Genomic DNA, 17,627 nt, shown 5'->3' on the forward strand with positions numbered 1-17,627 from the left:
GTATAGCTTATCACTATTTGCTAAAAGAAACAATTCATCCATCAAAAACGACAGTTCAGTAATAATAAATTTTATAGCCAATAGAACCGCTATACTTTTGGACTATAATTAAACAACAAGTTTCAATTAATCAATTAAAAAAATCAACAATTTAAAACCTTAGAAATTATGAAAACATTTATCATCATCACAGCTTTTTTTGTTAGTACAATGCTAACAGCACAAACTCAATATGAAACAGGAATGCAAAAAGCATTATCACTTTGGGGTGAAGGAAAAGCAACAGAAGCAACCGCTTTATTTGAAAGAATTGCTTCAGCAGAAAAATCAAACTGGTTGCCAAATTATTACATCGGAATGGTAAATGCTACCGAAGCTTTTAATCCAAAAAACAAAGACAAAGTAGCTTCATTGATTGAAAAAGCGCAAGATGCCATCGACCAAGCAAGTGTTATTTCTCCAAACAATGCTGAGATAATGGTGTTACAAGCAATGCTTTACACAGCTATTTTAGTACAAGATCCAATGACTAATGGTATGAAATATTCAGGATTAGCGATGGAACAATATTATAAAGCTCAAGCAATTGCGCCAAACAATCCAAGAGTAATGTTCTGCAAAGCAGAGTTTGAAATTGGTGGTGCAAAATGGTCTGGAGCTGATACAAAACCAATGTGTGCGCAAATTGCAAAATCAATTGAATTATTTGCTACTTTTAAAACGGATACACCTTTTGCACCAAATTGGGGTTTAGATAGAGCGCAAGAAGCGTTGAAAGGTTGTAAATAATAGTTTTATTGTAGAAACTTTTTAAATTTTATTCAAAACTAGTGCCATGAAAAATAGATATTTAAGAGAATTTCCAAGAGCAATTGTAATCGGTTTAGGGATTTTTTGTATCATAACCTTTATAAATGTATTGAATGGTGCTAGTTTACAATTTAATGACGAATTAAAATCAACATTTCTATATACATTACTTTACACTACATCTTTACATTTAGCAAACACATCATTATTCATTTTTTTAGACAAAATTTTTAAAGAAGAACGATTTTCAAAACGAAGAATATTTATTGGGTTTGCTTTATCATTTGTTCTTTCACTATTTGTAATTTTTTTACTCCGAGTTTTTGAAGATGTAGTTATTGAAGGAAGTACGTTTTTAGATTTTATAAAAAATGAAAAAGCGGGTAATTATATTGTAGCATCAGTTTTTACTTTTATTGTAATCTCTATTGTACACATCATATATCTCTACAAATATTATCAAGAGAATAAACTTAAAGAACAAAAAGTTATTGCAGGAACTGCTTCAGCGAAGTTTGAAAGTTTAAAAAACCAAATTGATCCACATTTCTTATTCAATAGCTTGAATGTTTTGAGTTCTTTGATTGAAGAAAATCCAGATAATGCGCAACGATTTACGACTTCATTATCAAAAATCTACCGCTACGTTTTGGAACAAAAAGACAAAGAACTAGTTCCAGTAGAAGAAGAATTGCAATTTGCTAAAACGTATATGAATTTGCTGAAAATGCGTTTTGAAAACAGTATCAGCTATGAATTACCAACCGATTTTGATAATTTAGAAGCTAAAGTCGTTCCGTTATCATTGCAACTTTTATTAGAAAATACCATAAAACATAATGTAGTAAGCGAGCAAAAGCCGTTGCACATTAAAATTTATATCGAAAACAATTATTTAATCATCGAGAATAATTTACAAAAGAAAGAAGTGCTTCAAGATAGAAAAGGCGTTGGACTGCAGAACATCGTTAATCGCTATGCACTGATTTCAGAACGAAAAGTTTTGGTGGAAGAAACATCAGAAGTTTTTAAAGTAAAAATTCCAATTTTAACCAAACAAATTGTCATCATGGAAACACAAAATATTTATAACGAAAATATGGCTTATGCCAAAGCTAAAGATAGAGTAAACCAATTAAAAGGATTTTATGGCAACTTAACTTCCTACTGCTTTGTTATCCCGATTTTAATTTTTATAAATCTAAGCACTTCAAATTTTCAGTGGTTTTGGTTCCCAATGTTGGGTTGGGGAATGGGTTTAACGTTTCACGCACTTGAAGTTTTCGGTTATGGAAAAACATGGGAAGAAAAGAAAATTAGAGAAATTCTTGAGAAAGAAAACAATCAAAGCAACAAATGGAATTAGCCATGGAAAATCAAGACAGTAAGAGTATTTTACAACAACTTGCTCGAGATAGAGTAAACAAATTAAAGAAGTTTTACACTCATTTGTTTATTTACGTTATTGGAATAGTGTTTTACATACTGAAAACATATTTTAACGTACCATTTAACTTTTTACCACTAAGGTATATAAATGAATTTGTAATGTGGGTTTGGACTTTTTTCTTAGTAGTTCAAGGAATACAAGTGTTTTTTGCTGAAAAAATTTTTGGTTCAAAATGGGAACAAAAGCAAATTGATAAAATACTGGAGAAAGACAAAACATCCAATAATAAATGGGAATAATCATGGAAAGGAATAATAACGAATACGAAAGATACCAAAAAGCGAAAAAGCAAGTAGAAGAAATCAAAGGGTTTTATGTTCATCTTTCTTCCTATATCGCAGTGATGATAGTGTTGATTTTTATCAATTTAAAATACACACCACACTATTTATGGTTTTTTTGGTCACTATTAGGTTGGGGAATTGGACTATTCATTCACGCTGCTTTGGTTTTCAAATTCTTAACCTTTATTGGTAAAGATTGGGAAGAAAGAAAGATTAAAGAATTTATGGAAGAAGAAAAATCAAAAAACAAATACAATTAATCATGGAAAATCAAGACGAAATTAGATATCAAGAAGCCGCAAAACGCGTAAAGAAAATCAAAGGATTTTATTCTCATTTAGGTGTTTATATTGTTGTAAACATTATGATTTTTATACTAAATGCTCAAAGTGTTAACGAAGGCGAAAGTTATTTTCAATGGAAAACGTTGTCAACTCCTTTCTTTTGGGGAATTGGATTAGTAGCTCACGGACTTTCGGTTTTTCTACCATCAATGATTTTGGGTGAAAACTGGGAAGAAAAGAAAATCAAAGAATTAATGGAAAAAGAAAAGAACAATAAATGGGAGTAATTTTGAAACTCAATCACCAATAGATAATAAACGCCAATGGAAACTATTTTTACAATTTTACTAATCATTCACATTATCGCTGGAAGTATCGGATTGCTAACAGGAACAATAAATATCATTAAAAAGAAAGGCGATAAAGCGCATAAAAACGTAGGTAAGTTTTTCTTTTATAGTATGTTGATAAATGGTTTCGCAGGTTTAGTAATTTCTTTAATTCATAGAAATGACTTTCTATTGATTGTTGCCGTTTTTTCTATTTATATGGTGGCAACAGGACAACGTTTTCTTTCTTTAAAACAGTTGCATAAAGAACAAAAACCAAAAACTATCGATTGGATTTTGACCTATACCATGTTAGTTTTTGCATTTCTTTTCATCATTTACGGAAGTTATTTATTGATAAACAAAGTCAATTTTGGAATAGTACTTCTTGTTTTTGGTGTAGTTAGTTGTTTGATGGCGATAAAAGACATCAAAGTCTATAAAGGTAATATCAAAGAAAAAAACTATTGGTTGTTATTGCACATTCAAAGAATGGTTGGTTCATACATTGCTGCATTGACGGCTTTTATCGTGGTGAATAATCATTTTTTGCCAGGAATTGTTGGTTGGTTGCTGCCAACAGTAATTTTCACACCATTAATTGTGAAATGGACAAAGCAATATAGAGTGCAAATTTAAGGTTCCATTTTACGCAGAATAAAGTTTAGAAGTCAAATCATCAAATCCACAAATAATCAAATATGAACATCATTATCATTGAAGACGAAAAACCAGCCGCACGATTATTGCAAAGAAAGGTTGAAAAATTAGGATTGCAAGTCAACACCATGTTGCATTCGGTTGAAGAAGCCATCAACTGGTTCAACAGTAACCAACATCCTGATTTGATTTTTCTGGATATTCAACTTTCCGATGGATTATCATTTGAAATATTTGAGCAAATCGAAATCAAAAGTGCCGTGATTTTTACCACTGCTTATGATGAATATGCCTTACGAGCGTTTAAATTAAACAGTATTGATTATTTGTTGAAACCTATTGACGAAGACGATTTAGAAATTGCGGTTAATAAATTCAAAGCTAGAAACGTTGCAGCTCCAAGTTTGTCTTTAGACTTCGAAATGATTAAAAAAATGTTGGTTAACCCAATGGATCGCGAATATAAAAAACGCTTCACGATAAAAATGGGGCAACAACTGAAAATGATTGCCATTGAAGAAGTAGAATGTTTCTACAGCGAAAACAAAGGAACATATCTGCATACTTTGGATAATCGTGATTATTTGTTAGACAACACTTTAGAACAACTCGAAACCGAACTCGATCCAAAACTATTTTATCGAGTTTCAAGAAAATTCATCATCCCGATGAAAGCGATAAAGGAAATTCAGTTGCACAGCAATTCACGACTGAAAGTGATTTTACCAACCTACAAAGACGATGAGGTAATTGTAGCTCGCGAACGTGTGAATGATTTTAAGGAATGGTTGGGGTAATTTAATCCTGAATTCTATTTTTCAAATCCATTTGAGAATGTAAAAACCTTGTGATTTCTATCGTTTCGTTATCTATTTTTCGATAAAAAATGATATGTCTTACAGATTTGTATCCAAAAATTTCTTTTGAAATTTCAGAATAATTTTTACCGAGATTTTGATTTCTTGCTAACTCTTTACAATCGTTTAGAAGTTGAAAATAATATTTATCAGCTTGGCTTTCCGACCATTCTTCAAAGGTGTAATTCCAAATTTCAGATAAGTCATCAACAGCTTTATTGGTTAATAAAAAATTAGCCATTTTTTTTCTTTGCTTTTAGAAGTTCAAGATGATTTTTTGCATCAAAATTTTTAGCAATTCCACTTTCAATTCCTTGATGAATAGCATTTTTTAAAGCTAAAATTTTATTTTCTTCTTCTTCTAACAAGCGCAAACCAGCACGAATAACTTCGCTCGTATTTTTAAAACGACCTTGATTCACTTTTTTATCCACAAAATCTTCAAAATAATCTCCCAAAGAAACAGATGTATTTCGTCCCATAATTTTTAATTTTAATCAAAGTTACCAAAAATTGGTAATTTTTACAAAAAAAATAAAATTTACTTTTGCTCGCGAACGTGTGAATGATTTTAAGGAATGGTTGGGGTAAGATAAACTTTTCATTCGGTTTTTATAAACTCAACTCTTCTATTTTTTTCACGTCCTTCAGCGGTATCATTTGAAGCTATTGGCTGTGTACTTCCAAAGCCTTTATGAGAAAATCGACTCGTAGCTATACCTTTTGAAACAAGGTAGTTCAGAACTACCTTGGCACGTTCTTCAGAAAGTGATTGATTTTTAGCCTCTGTACCTTTGTTATCGGTATGACCTCTAATTTCTATTTTTATAGACAAATTAATTTCAAGTTGTTGGGCTAATTTATTTAAAGGTTCAAAAGATTGCTCCAATAAAATCGATTTGTTGGTTTGAAATAATACGTTTTCTAGAATGATAATTTCTTCATATTTGTTAGCTCCTGGTAATCCATAAACACTTCCTAAGTCAAAACCTGGAGAGGAACCTTTATTGTCTTTACCAATTATTTTAATGTATTTAACTTGTTTTTTATAATTGATTTTTGCCAAATCAAATTCATTAACACTACCATCTCCAGCAACACCTAAAAAAGTATATTCTAAATTATCAGAACTTACAAATACATCAGCATATTCACCTGCACCTCCAACTTCTTCAATAAAAATATCATTCTGTTGTGGTGCATCAATTATGTAATTATCAGTAAATCCCACAATTATATAGCTGTCTTGAGGTAAACTAATGAAGCAGTCATTTTTAAAGAAAAGAGAGTCTAAAGATACTGCGATTCTCTTTGACGGAACTTTTGAACCTCCATAAAACTTATCACGAGTTTTGGAAGTACTATTATAAGAGTCAATGATTGTATCGGGATATTGACTTTGGTTTTGAGAAAATAGAATAAAAGGTAGTAATAAGAAAAAAAGATGAAATGATTTAATCATGTTCAATTGAAAATTAAAATGTTTTAATATTAAACGTATAGAATTAATAATTATTGTTCAACTTTTTTGAGAATTTTAAAATAAGAGTAATAAATATTTAATTTTAGTATTTAGCTGATGCAAAAAATCATTTTTTAAGTAAAAGAAGGAAAAATATAATAAAAATTAACCCTCACAGCCTATAAAGACGATGAAGTAATTGTAGCTCGCGAACGTGTGAATGATTTTAAGGAATGGTTTGGGTATTTAAAAAAGTGGCTCAAGTTTACCTTTTAGTTTCACGATATTTTTATAATCCCATTGTATATTGAATGATTTTTCAACCCAGCGTTTTACATCGTCAGTATTTACTTGGTTTAAAGACGTGTAAGTTATGGAAGCATCTTTAAATTTTCCTGAGCCAATTTTTAGTTGTTCTTCATCAAAACTTGCGCCACTCCAAAACATCAATCGCAAACCGTTTTTCAGTTTGTCAAAACCAACAATTGGGTTTCCGTCTATAAACCAAACCGGATGACGATGCCAAATTTTATTTTCGGTTGAAACCAAATTTGCTTCAATCACTTCAAATAATCGATGAGCAATTTCCTGATAATTTTCATCCAAAAGCGAAATGTAATTGGTGATTTCTTCTTTCATTATTTAAAAAATGAAATAAAAAAACCGCCATAAATGACGGTTTCTTTCTGTTTATAATTCTTCGAATACTTGTTGTTCGTTTATGGCAGCTTTCCTAACGTTGATTACTTTATTATCACTTCCAACGACAAAAGCCACAAACTCTACATTTTGAGCATTTGCAATGTTTGAAGGTAAAGGAATATTAAAGCTACGTTGATAAACATTAGCAGGAACAGTTTCTGAATTAGCAATGTTATCTCCTAAAATAGGTGTTATACAATCACGAAGAACATGATTGTGAGTATAGTTTGGAAGCGGGTGTATTGCGCCATAATAATTGGTGTAATTATATTGGTCATAAATCAAACCATTCTCCAAAACATAGACTACCAGTTTTAGATTATCAAATGTATTACTGAACTTCACATTTACATCTAGTGAAAGTTGATTTCCAGTTAATGTTGAGTTCATAGCTAATCCAAGTTTTGGATTGTCACCTTGCGTAAGTGTTAGAGCTTGATTAACGTTATTTGGTTCTGGAAAATTCCATTGAATTGTTCTGTTTAATGTTGATTTTGGATAACCAGGAATGTTAATTAAATTTTCAAGTTCCGTTGCATCATAATTAAATGGATCATAATTACTACTAGTTGGATTAGAACTAGCTCTGTGAATGGCAACTGCAACAGCTTTATCCGTTTGGTTATTTACTAAGTCTATTGCATGAGCAACTCTTGGACAATAGCCACACCAAGTTCCTGTGTAATCTTCAATTAAAACCCGTTTTGTAAAGTTTACTTCGGTTCCATCAAAGTAACTTATAGTCATTATCTCAGACTCTACACCAAGATAAACGGCTTTAACAGAGTAGTTTCCAACACTGTTTGATTGATAAGTATTACCATTAATTTCTACATTGTTTACAAAAAAAGTTGCATCAGAAGTTACATCAACATCGTAATTATTTTTTACAGTAAATGTAAACGTTGACCCAATAAGTTTTGTAGTATTATCAGTAGTGATATAAATTGTGTCAACTTCATTCAGAATAGTATACTCTTCATTACAAGATGTTTGTAATAGAGATAATAATACAATGTAAAAACCAATAATCTTTTTCATTTATTTTTTCAAAACTTTTATTGTTCCGATTATACCATCTTTATTTTCAAATTTAGCAAAATATACCGCTGATTTTAGACTAGAAAAATCAATCGTATTCTCACCAGTTAAAAAATAATTTTTCGAAATAATTTTACCGTTAATATCACTCAAAATAACGTTAGTATCAATTGTTGAATTAAAACTTAAGGAAGAAGAAACTATTGTACTGTTTAATAAAATTCCTTTATTTTTTAATGTATCAAAATCCGATGAACTAAGGTTTGGCTGATAGCGATAGGTAATTGATATGCTATTACCGATTTCAACACCAGAGTCATTTAGTTGATAAAATTTAAGTCTATAATCTATTGGGAAATTTTCTCCATTACCAGTATTTGTATTCCAAAAATGATCAAAATTACCGTTGCTTTCACCAGGTCCAAGTGTTAATGGAAAATTTGGAGGATAACTATTTCCTGCTGTTATCGAAAAAAAACATAAGTCACCAAAACAAAGCTGAAAATCCGAACCATTAGCATTAATAATTTCTTCCACTTTAATTTTTACATTTATATCATCTGTAGTTGATGTATTAGTGACTTTAAATTTAAATTCTGCAATAGCAGCACTTATTCCATCAAATGTAAAGATATCACCATCATTGATTATTGGACCATTAAGTTTAGAAACGCTAAACTGTGCCTGTGATGAAAGAGTTGCTAATAGAATAGCAATTATGCTAAGAAATTTTTTCATTTTTATTTGATGATTAATTTAATTGTTTCAGAGTAGTTGTCACCAGTAACTTTTGCTAAATATAAACCACTATTCAATTGGTTAATATTGATTATAGCGTTGTTTTCCATATTAGTTCCTGCAAAAACTTTTTTACCACTAATATCATAAATTTCTACATCTACTAAAATTTCAGTAGTTAAAGTAAAAATACCATTTGATGGATTTGGCAACATTGAAATTTTTGCAATTTCATTTTCATTTACAGAAAGTGATGATGTTGTTCTAAAAGCAGCTGATCTATTTAATGCGGTACCAAAATTTGCTACCGATAAATTAAAGATTGAATTATCACCATTAAAAATTTCTAAACCATGTGGTGTGCTTCCATAACCCCAACCATCTCCATAACTATCTAATAATTCTACAGAAAAACAATCAGTAGCATCTGTTAAAGTTAAATTATGGATTTTTGTTGTATTTGCATCAGCACCACCACCATTTGGACTTCCAACATATGGTCCGCCACTCGCAATAATAGTTCCTGCACCATTTTTTATTCTCCAGCTAATTTCAGTTGGATAATCATCTGTATAAACCCTTACTTGTGCTTGTAATGCAGAATTATTTGCTAAATTGAAAGCTACGACTTCATTGGTTAAATTATTGTTGTATGGTGTAGCATTATTTATATTTGAAATTTCAACTTCATATTGAGAGGTTGCATTTAAATCAACTGCATTGAATGTTACGTTTGCTGAGTTGTACATTGTTAAAACACCTGCATAATTTTTTGTTGCCACAACAGAACCATTTTCTTTAAGAGAAAGTGTTGCACTAGTTATTGAATTAGTACCGTAATTTTTGATTTTTGCTACTGGAATAGCAGTAGTTGAACAACTATTCAAATCATCCATTTCAACTTTACCATGATTTTGTGCGCCTGGCATAGTTCCACAATTACTATTTAGATTATTTCTTAGAGATGTTACATTTGCAGTTTGTATACTTGTAACAATTCCGGTTGGACAAATTCTAAATAAGCTTGGAAAGTAAGTTATACCATATAAATCTGAGATTTGACTATTATCAATAATTGGATAAGGAGTATTTGCAACCCAATTGCCTTGAGTATTATTTCCAGTTCCATTTAAATCAGCAGAAGTCGTTTGTGCGTCACCTTCTACAAATAAAACAACCAAATCATTAGAACCATTTGGTCCATATGAATTGTATAAATCTTCAAGCGCATGACCGTTGTGAAAATTCCAACACGGACCACACCATGTTGCAGAAATATCAAGGATAACAGTTTTTCCTTGAGCCAAATATGTTGATAGTGTATGCGTTTGTCCATTAATATCAGTAACCGTGAAATCTGGTGCTTGAACACCACTAATTTGAGAATTAATGGTCATAGATGTGCAACAAAGTAGAAGAGCAAGTAGAGTTTTTTTCATTTAATTTGATTTTTTTAGTTTGTTAGTTGGTTATTAATTAATTAAAAACAAATATTAAAAAAAATTATTCTAAATCAAAAAAAAAACAAATATTTGTCAAACTTTTTTTTTAACAATTCATTAACCTTTTCATGCTATTATGAATAAAATTTATCTAGTTGCAGTTCTATTCTTAACTTTTTCTGCTTTCTCACAATCCAAATTACCGAATGTAACTGTTAAAGATTTGGATAATAATCCAATTAATGTTTCTACAGATTTTACTGAACAAGATAAAATATATGTTTTTTCATTTTGGGCTACATGGTGTGTGCCTTGTATCAATGAGCTAGAGGCTATAAATGATGTTTATGCTGATTGGAAAAAAGAACTCAACCTTGAATTAATTGCAGTTTCTATTGATGATTCTCGTACACAAAAAAGAGTAAAACCACTTTTAAACGGAAAAGGATGGGAATACAAGATGTTACTGGATGGTAATCAAGATTTTAAAAGAGCATTATCTATAGCAAATATTCCTTACACCATTATTGTAAAAAATCAAAAAATTGTTCATATACAAAATGGATATAGTCAAGGTGCTGAAAAAGAATTATTTTCTGTTTTAAAAACATTATAAAATGAAATATTTATTCTTTGCATTAGCACTGTTATCTATAAAAGTTTCTTTTGCACAAAATAATAAAAATAAATGGGGAACTGTTTTTGGTGGTTTCGAATCCAATGCCCAATGGTATTTAAATGACAAAGAAAGAGGTTTGCCACATCCAGAAGATCCAATTCGTTCTAATAACTATTTGTTTTTAAATTATAATTATAAAAAATGGACGACTGGTTTTCAAATAGAGTCTTATGAACCAAATGCATTGCTAAATTTCAATCCCAAATATAAGGGTACAAATTTTGGAACTTATTTCATAAACTACAAATCAGATAAATTTGAAGCAACAGTTGGTCATTTTTACGAGCAATTTGGAAGTGGATTAATTTTGCGAACATGGGAAGACAGAGCTTTAGGTATCAATAATGCTATTCGTGGCGCAAGAATTATTTACAGACCAACAAACGACATCGTATTAAAAAGTTTTTATGGACAACAACGTTCTGGTTTTGATGTTTCGAAAGGGAAAATATTTGGTGCAGATCTTGATTACAACCTATCAAATTTACTTAAATTTTCAAAAACTGATTTAAGTTTTGGAATTTCATATGTTGGAAGAAAAGAAGAAATTGAACTTGAAAATCCTAGTTTCTCTGAGTTAACAAATGCTTTTGGTGCAAGAATAAATTTTATGCACGATGCTTTTTATGTAAATTCTGAAGTCAATTTTAAATCAACAGACGGAATTTTAAATGTTCAAAATAAGTTAAATAATGATTTTGTAAAATCAGGTAGTGCAATTGGATTAAATTTTGGGTATTCAAAAAAAGGTTTAGGAGTTGATGTTTCTTTAAGACGACTTGAAAATTTTAGTTTTCTTTCTGAAAGAATTCCAACAAGTCTTCTCGACGGAAATACGAGTTTAAACTATAATGATAAAATTTTAAATTTTACTCCTGCTTTAACAAAACAACACCACTCCAATTTAGCAAATATTTATGTTTACCAAGCTCAAAATCGAGTTGATTTTTCAGATCAATCCATAATGAAAGCTGGAGAAACAGGTGGACAGATTGATTTTTTATATAAATTTCAAAAAGGAACATCTTTAGGAGGAAAATATGGAACAAGTGTAGCTGTAAATCTTGCCTCTTGGTATAATTTACCAGGAAAATATTCTTTTGTTCCTTCTGATTATGATGTTGATTTTTTCGGTGTTGGAAATAAATATTTTTCAGATTACAATATTGAGATAAAAAAGAAATTATCACAAGAATGGTTGACTGGATTTTACTTTATAAATCAATATTATAATCGTAGGTTTATTGAAGGTGGAGATGAGATAAATTCAAATATCATAGCAGCTGAAGGAATTTATTCTTTTGGAAAATCAAAATCAATCCGTTTTGAAGCAGAACATCTTTGGGCTGATGCCGACAGAAAAAATTGGATTGGTGGAACTTTGGAGTATAGTTTCAATGATAAATTATCTGTATATGTTTGGGATATTTACAATTATGGGAATAAAAATGAATTAAATAAAACACACTATTATAATGTTGGCGGAGCTTATAGAAAAGGAGCAAATCGTATTGCTTTCAACTATGGAAGACAACGCGGTGGATTAGTTTGTGTTGGTGGTGTTTGCCGATTTGTTCCAGAAAGTACGGGATTTACTATTAATTTAAGCACTTCTTTTTGATAATATCAAAATATCATTCCATTTACAATATAAATTTTTGTTAATACCAAGCAGCTTCTTATCTTAACTCACTAACTTCGTAGATTATGATAAAAAAAGCTGTTCATCATTTATTCGTTTTACTTTTCGTTACTTTTTCGGTTCAAGCGCAAGAAAAAGTTACGGTTTATGATACCTATGACGATTTTGCCACAAACATTTTGATAGAAGACGAAAACATTTATGTTATCAATTTTTGGGCAACTTGGTGCGCGCCGTGTATCAAAGAATTACCGTATTTTGAAAAATTAAACGCCGAGAATAAGAACGTAAAAGTCATTTTTGTCAGTTTGGACAGCAAGAAAGATTTAGACAAAAAACTCATTCCATTTATCGAAAAAAGAAAATTGAAATCCAAAGTTTTGCTCTTAGCAGACAAAAATTATAATTCGTGGCTTTCCAAAGTAGATGATGATTGGTCTGGTGCTATTCCGGCTACGTTACTTCTCAATGGAAAGAAAAAACAATTTGCCGAACGCGATTTTGAAAATTTTGATGAACTTAATCAATACGTAAACTCATTTATCAATCTAAAATAATAATTATGAAAATAGTAACATTACTTATGATGTTTTTTTCTTCCTTTTTAGTTGGAGAGAAAACGTTATCAACTGGTTATCAACCAGGCGATAAAGCAACAGATTTTAAACTTAAATCAGTTGATGGAAAGCAATACAGCATGGCAAATTATAAAGATGCTAAAGGTTTTATTGTTGTTTTTACATGCAATACGTGTCCGTTTGCAGTAAAATATGAAGACAGAATTAACGATTTGGCAAAGAAGTATAAAGAGAAAGGGTATTATCTTTTGGCAATCAATCCAAATGATCCTGCGGCGCAACCTGACGATACTTTTGAATTGATGCAAAAGAAAGCCAAAGAAAAAGGATTTTCGTTTCCTTACTTAGTTGATGAAGGACAAAAAATCTATCCACAATATGGTGCAACCAAAACGCCTCATGTATTTCTTCTTGATAAAAATCTTATCGTAAAATATATTGGTGCGATAGATGATAACACCGATGATGCTTCGGCAGTAAAAGAAAAATATTTAGAAAATGCCATTGCGGCTTTAGAAAAAGGAACTGAACCTTCTCCAGTGGTTACAAAAGCCATTGGATGTTCGATAAAGGTGAAGAAAAAAGCATAACAAATACAACAAAAAAGACTTCAATTTGAAGTCTTTTTTTAGTTTATAAATCGTTTTCTAATCAATATTAATACAAAGATTAGAATGGAGAAAACTATAAAAAAGGGAACGATAAATTCAATCCAACCTAAAGGTAGCATTACCGCTATAATCAATAATTGGAATCCTAAACCATAAATTGAAAGTAGTGTCATAAACCAGTTTGGAAATGTCTTGACTTTGTAGGCATCATTGTCTAAAGCGTGTATCATTTTATCAAAACTACCATAAACTACAGTATAAATTTTAAATAAAACATCAACGGATTTTTGAGTTTCGCCTGGCAAAGCTTTGGGCGTTTTGTATTCAAACACTTTACTCGTTGTATCGCCACCAACAGATTTGTTTCTCAAGATAACATAATAGTAATTGTATAATGTTCCTTGGAGCTGAATACAAATAAAAGCCAATAAACTAAACCAAATAGTAGTTTTTGAAACATAACAAATGGTCATTAAAAACAGAAAATTTAAAATAATATCAAAAACACTATCCAAATATCTTCCCGAATAGGATGGCGTATTTTTCATTCTTGCCAGTTCACCGTCAGCTGCATCAATACCCGATTTTAGCACGATAAAAAAAGCGGCTAGCCAATATTGATTATTTATGATAAAATAAATAGCTAATATTCCAGAAATTCCGAAAAGGAGCGTAACATGAATAGGAGTAAAGCGAGTTTCTTTTAATTGATTAGCAAAAAATCTCCCGAAAGATCTTCCATAATCTGATAAATCTAAAAATTTATCTTCTTTGGCAAGTTTTGACATTTAAATGGTTAACAAGTAACTGCGACAATATAGTCTGTATCAATATAATTTTATTCTAATTTTTTTCTTGAAAATTGTTCTAGTATCATGTAAAATTGAAATCCAAATAATACAGTAGCTAGAACAATATGTAGTGTTTGTGTTCCAAATGGGAAATCAAAATAATACATTGCAATTCCAGTAATAATCTCCGAAATTAGCAAAAGCATAACCCAATTCATTTTCTCAAATCCCAAATTCAGTTTTTTGTTTCGGTTAATCAAATACAAATTAACAAGAAAAACTAAAATTGAAAAACTCCTGTGAATATAAAAAGAGAAGCTTGGATTTTGAAGCCACGTTTCTTTTGGTAAACCTAATTCGATTATTTCATCAACATGTTCTCGAACACTTGTGCCAAAAATTATTTGGATAATAGTAAACACCAAGGCTATTAGTAAAAAGTTTCTAAAACGGTTATCTTCAACTCGTTTTTTGTGGTTAATTTTGGTTTTGTAGATAATCAATAGCTGTAATGCCACTATTAACAAAGCAGCTAGCATGTGCGTTGTTATTTTAACAGGATTCAATACCGAATCAACAACTGTTTTTCCTAGCCAAGCTTGAAAACCCATCAACACGCATACAAAAAAAGAAAGGAAAATTAATTTCTTATTTTCACTTCGGTAACCAAAAGACAATAGAAATGTTACAAAACAAGCAATTCCTGCAAGTGCGCCAAGTAGTCTATTAATATACTCAACCCATGTGTGCATAGGATTAAAAATTGCGTAATCGTGTTTTGTATATTTTTCCCAATCTTTTTGTTCAAAAGTTTTATTTGATCTAAAATCTTTGTTTGCAACCCAAAGCGTTTCATCTTTAATGATTACTTGACCTTTGTCGTATTCTTTTCCAGAAGCAAAAAGTAATTCTTTTTCCTGTGTTGGCGGAATATAGTAACCAAAGCATTTTGGCCAATCAGGACAACCCATTCCTGAACCGGTCAATCTAACAAATGCTCCAGCAAAAATGACCAGATATACTAGAACTAAAGCAATCTTTGCAGATTTTTCAAAATATTTTTTCATGTTTATAATTCTAATACAAAAATAGATAATCTTATAAATTTTAATCTAGAACAAAAGTTAATCTATCCTTTATTCTTTCGATTTTTTCAGTCCAATATCAGTTGCTTTTTTCAAAACAAAATCCAATGCTGCTTGATATTCATTTGGGATTTCGCCTTCAAGAATAGCTTCTTTTACAGCTTCTTTCAAAACGCCAATTTCTCTCGATGGTTTTAAATTAAAAAGCTCCATAATTTCTTCTCCCGAAATTGGTGGTTGAAAATTACGAACATGATCGCGTTCTTCTACTTCAATAATTTTCTTGCGAACAAGGTCAAAATTATCGTGATATTTCTTGAATTTTTTGGGATTTTTGGTCGTAATATCTGCTTCGCAAAGTGTCATTAGATTGTCCACATCTTCACCAGCATCAAAAACCAATCGTCGCACAGCCGAGTCAGTAACAATATCATCGGCTAAAATGATTGGTCGAGAACTCATCATGACCATTTTTTGCACAAATTTCATTTTTTGATTTAATGGCATGTGTAAACGTTCAAATATTTTTTTCACCATTTTTCCGCCAAGAAATTCATGACCATGAAACGTCCAGCCTTGTTTTTTATTAAACTTTTTAGTTGGTGCTTTTCCAATATCATGAAGCAAAGCAGACCAACGAAGCCAAACATCATCAGTATTTGGGCAAATATTATCTACAACTTCTAGTGTATGATAGAAATTGTTTTTATGTGTTTGTCCTTCAATTTCTTCCACATTATTCAAAGCCGTCAACTCTGGAAGAATGATGTCTAAAAGTCCAGTTTTATACAAATGCAAAAATCCAATAGATGGTTTTGGCGTTTCTAAAATTTTATTCAATTCATCTACAATTCTCTCGCCTGAAATAATTTTAATGCGGTCTTTATTTTCGGCTATAGCTTGAAGCGATTTTTCTTCAATGGTAAAGTTCAATTGCGTTGCAAAACGTATTCCTCGTAACATTCGCAATGGATCATCAGAATAAGTTATGTCAGGATTTAAAGGTGTTTTGATGATTTTATTTTCTAAATCTTCTAAACCATTGAACGGATCAATTAATTCACCATAATTAGCCGTATTTAATGAAAAAGCCAATGCGTTTATGGTAAAATCACGACGATTTTGATCATCTTCTAATGTTCCATTTTCAACCGTTGGATTTCGACTTTCTTCTGTGTAGCTTTCTTTTCTGGCGCCAACAAATTCAATATCAATTTCTTTGTAACGCAACATTGCTGTTCCATAATTCTTAAAAACCTGAACTTTGGGTTTATTGGGTAATAATTCGGAAACTTTTAAAGCCAAATCAATTCCAGAACCAACAGCTACAACATCAATGTCTTTTTTAAAATCGCGTTGCAATAAAAAATCACGAACAAAACCACCAATAACGTAACTTTCAAGATTAAGTTCTTGACTCGCTTTGGAGATTATTTCAAATATTGGATTGTTTAAGGCTGTTTTGTAGTTCATAATTTATTTTCAATCTTGTCATTCCGAGGAACGAGGAATCTCATAATCAGAATAGTTTGATGAGATTCCTCGTTCCTCGGAATGACAACGAGTAGTGTTTTATTTACGTATAATTGTTACTTGACTATCATTGGTCAACTTAATAATCGTTGATGGTTTGTCACAAATTTTTTCGCGGTGCAAATTTACAACATAGTCAACACCATTTATAATTTCGGGAGCTATTTCTTTGAAAGATTTTGGAGTAAACATACCCGAAATATTTGCTGAAGTGGATACCAATGGTTTTTTCATTCGCTCCATCAATTTGAAGCAAAAAGGTTCTTTAACAATTCTTACTCCAAGAGTTTTGTCTTCCGCAATAATGTTGGCAGCTACGTTTCTTGGATTATCTAGAATTAAAGTGGTTGGTTTCTCGGATAAATCCAGAATTTGCCAAGCTACTTCTGGAATTTCTTTGAAAACATTGTACATCATTTTTTCGCCATTCATTAAGCAAATCATACTTTTGCTTTCTTCGCGTTGTTTCAAAGCGTAGATTTTTTTTATCGCTTCCGGATTTGTAGCATCACAACCAATTCCCCAAACCGTATCAGTTGGGTAAAGAATAATTCCTCCGTTTTGGATTACTTCAAAGGCGTTATGAACTTCTTCGTTGATATTCATTTTTTCAAAATTTTAGCAAAGATAAAGCAAACTCATAGAAAAA

The 17,627-nt window shown here is 30.8% G+C and carries 22 protein-coding genes; 11 read left to right on the plus strand and 11 right to left on the minus strand.

From position 1 onward, the window contains the following. Positions 1-168 precede the first annotated feature (168 nt). From BC748_RS07425 to BC748_RS07455, 7 genes are all read left to right on the plus strand, one after another. Positions 169-789, plus strand: a complete 621-nt coding sequence (locus tag BC748_RS07425; protein ID WP_133532846.1) for a hypothetical protein — start codon at positions 169-171, stop codon at positions 787-789. Between the two features lie 46 nt (positions 790-835). Continuing rightward, entirely contained in the window at positions 836-2,176 is a 1,341-nt protein-coding gene (locus tag BC748_RS07430; protein ID WP_133532847.1) for a 2TM domain-containing protein, read from the plus strand. Between the two features lie 2 nt (positions 2,177-2,178). Continuing rightward, a complete protein-coding gene (locus tag BC748_RS07435; RefSeq protein WP_246014018.1) occupies positions 2,179-2,499 on the plus strand; it encodes a 2TM domain-containing protein in 321 nt (106 codons plus the stop codon). A 2-nt stretch (positions 2,500-2,501) separates the two neighbouring features. Continuing rightward, positions 2,502-2,804 carry a 2TM domain-containing protein gene (locus BC748_RS07440; protein WP_246014019.1) on the plus strand — a complete coding sequence of 101 codons (303 nt, stop codon included), beginning with the start codon at positions 2,502-2,504 and terminating at the stop codon, positions 2,802-2,804. A gap of 2 nt (positions 2,805-2,806) precedes the next feature. Continuing rightward, a complete protein-coding gene (locus tag BC748_RS07445; RefSeq protein WP_133532850.1) occupies positions 2,807-3,115 on the plus strand; it encodes a 2TM domain-containing protein in 309 nt (102 codons plus the stop codon). 36 nt (positions 3,116-3,151) lie between these two features. Further along, entirely contained in the window at positions 3,152-3,796 is a 645-nt protein-coding gene (locus BC748_RS07450) for a DUF2306 domain-containing protein (RefSeq protein WP_133532851.1), read from the plus strand. Positions 3,797-3,858: 62 nt separating this feature from the next. Next, positions 3,859-4,614, plus strand: a complete 756-nt coding sequence (locus BC748_RS07455) for a LytR/AlgR family response regulator transcription factor (RefSeq protein WP_133532852.1) — start codon at positions 3,859-3,861, stop codon at positions 4,612-4,614. Position 4,615: 1 nt separating this feature from the next. Here the strand turns inward: BC748_RS07455 and BC748_RS07460 are convergent, their stop codons facing one another. The 7 genes from BC748_RS07460 to BC748_RS07490 all read right to left on the minus strand — a co-directional run bounded on the left by BC748_RS07460 (position 4,616) and on the right by BC748_RS07490 (position 10,056). Next, positions 4,616-4,915 (minus strand): type II toxin-antitoxin system RelE/ParE family toxin, encoded by a 300-nt coding sequence (locus BC748_RS07460; protein ID WP_133532853.1) that lies wholly within the window; start codon positions 4,913-4,915, stop codon positions 4,616-4,618. Further along, positions 4,908-5,156: a type II toxin-antitoxin system ParD family antitoxin gene (locus BC748_RS07465; protein WP_133532854.1), complete on the minus strand. Its 249-nt coding sequence runs from the start codon at positions 5,154-5,156 to the stop codon at positions 4,908-4,910. Before BC748_RS07465 ends, BC748_RS07460 begins: the two co-directional genes overlap by 8 nt. 119 nt (positions 5,157-5,275) lie before the next feature. Beyond that, positions 5,276-6,136 carry an OmpA family protein gene (locus tag BC748_RS07470; protein ID WP_133532855.1) on the minus strand — a complete coding sequence of 287 codons (861 nt, stop codon included), beginning with the start codon at positions 6,134-6,136 and terminating at the stop codon, positions 5,276-5,278. A gap of 246 nt (positions 6,137-6,382) precedes the next feature. Beyond that, entirely contained in the window at positions 6,383-6,775 is a 393-nt protein-coding gene (locus tag BC748_RS07475) for a DUF1801 domain-containing protein (RefSeq protein WP_133532856.1), read from the minus strand. A 51-nt stretch (positions 6,776-6,826) separates the two neighbouring features. Then, positions 6,827-7,879: an Omp28-related outer membrane protein gene (locus BC748_RS07480; protein WP_133532857.1), complete on the minus strand. Its 1,053-nt coding sequence runs from the start codon at positions 7,877-7,879 to the stop codon at positions 6,827-6,829. Further along, positions 7,880-8,617 carry a T9SS type A sorting domain-containing protein gene (locus tag BC748_RS07485; RefSeq protein WP_133532858.1) on the minus strand — a complete coding sequence of 246 codons (738 nt, stop codon included), beginning with the start codon at positions 8,615-8,617 and terminating at the stop codon, positions 7,880-7,882. A 2-nt stretch (positions 8,618-8,619) separates the two neighbouring features. Then, positions 8,620-10,056 (minus strand): T9SS type A sorting domain-containing protein, encoded by a 1,437-nt coding sequence (locus BC748_RS07490; RefSeq protein ID WP_133532859.1) that lies wholly within the window; start codon positions 10,054-10,056, stop codon positions 8,620-8,622. 139 nt (positions 10,057-10,195) lie between these two features. Here BC748_RS07490 and BC748_RS07495 point away from each other — a divergent pair, with 139 nt between their 5' ends. The 4 genes from BC748_RS07495 to BC748_RS07510 all read left to right on the plus strand — a co-directional run bounded on the left by BC748_RS07495 (position 10,196) and on the right by BC748_RS07510 (position 13,548). Continuing rightward, the gene (locus BC748_RS07495) at positions 10,196-10,675 is read left to right on the plus strand and encodes a TlpA family protein disulfide reductase (protein WP_133532860.1); all 480 of its coding nucleotides are present in this window, start codon (positions 10,196-10,198) and stop codon (positions 10,673-10,675) included. A gap of 1 nt (position 10,676) precedes the next feature. Next, the gene (locus BC748_RS07500) at positions 10,677-12,359 is read left to right on the plus strand and encodes a DUF6029 family protein (protein ID WP_133532861.1); all 1,683 of its coding nucleotides are present in this window, start codon (positions 10,677-10,679) and stop codon (positions 12,357-12,359) included. Between the two features lie 86 nt (positions 12,360-12,445). Beyond that, positions 12,446-12,937, plus strand: a complete 492-nt coding sequence (locus BC748_RS07505; RefSeq protein ID WP_133532862.1) for a TlpA family protein disulfide reductase — start codon at positions 12,446-12,448, stop codon at positions 12,935-12,937. 5 nt (positions 12,938-12,942) lie between these two features. Beyond that, the gene (locus tag BC748_RS07510) at positions 12,943-13,548 is read left to right on the plus strand and encodes a thioredoxin family protein (protein WP_133532863.1); all 606 of its coding nucleotides are present in this window, start codon (positions 12,943-12,945) and stop codon (positions 13,546-13,548) included. 38 nt (positions 13,549-13,586) lie between these two features. On the opposite strand, the gene BC748_RS07515 is transcribed toward BC748_RS07510, so the two are convergent. The 4 genes from BC748_RS07515 to BC748_RS07530 all read right to left on the minus strand — a co-directional run bounded on the left by BC748_RS07515 (position 13,587) and on the right by BC748_RS07530 (position 17,584). Further along, on the minus strand, positions 13,587-14,357 hold the full coding sequence (locus BC748_RS07515) for a CDP-alcohol phosphatidyltransferase family protein (RefSeq protein WP_133532864.1): 771 nt from the start codon (positions 14,355-14,357) through the stop codon (positions 13,587-13,589). A 50-nt stretch (positions 14,358-14,407) separates the two neighbouring features. Beyond that, positions 14,408-15,427 (minus strand): COX15/CtaA family protein, encoded by a 1,020-nt coding sequence (locus BC748_RS07520; protein WP_133532865.1) that lies wholly within the window; start codon positions 15,425-15,427, stop codon positions 14,408-14,410. Between the two features lie 69 nt (positions 15,428-15,496). Beyond that, positions 15,497-16,918, minus strand: a complete 1,422-nt coding sequence (locus BC748_RS07525) for a CCA tRNA nucleotidyltransferase (protein ID WP_133532866.1) — start codon at positions 16,916-16,918, stop codon at positions 15,497-15,499. Positions 16,919-17,017: 99 nt separating this feature from the next. Then, complete coding sequence (locus BC748_RS07530) at positions 17,018-17,584, minus strand: L-threonylcarbamoyladenylate synthase (RefSeq protein ID WP_133532867.1); 567 nt, start codon at positions 17,582-17,584, stop codon at positions 17,018-17,020. Positions 17,585-17,627: the final 43 nt, after the last annotated feature.

The organism is Flavobacterium dankookense (assembly GCF_004362665.1).
GTDB lineage: Bacteria > Bacteroidota > Bacteroidia > Flavobacteriales > Flavobacteriaceae > Flavobacterium > Flavobacterium dankookense.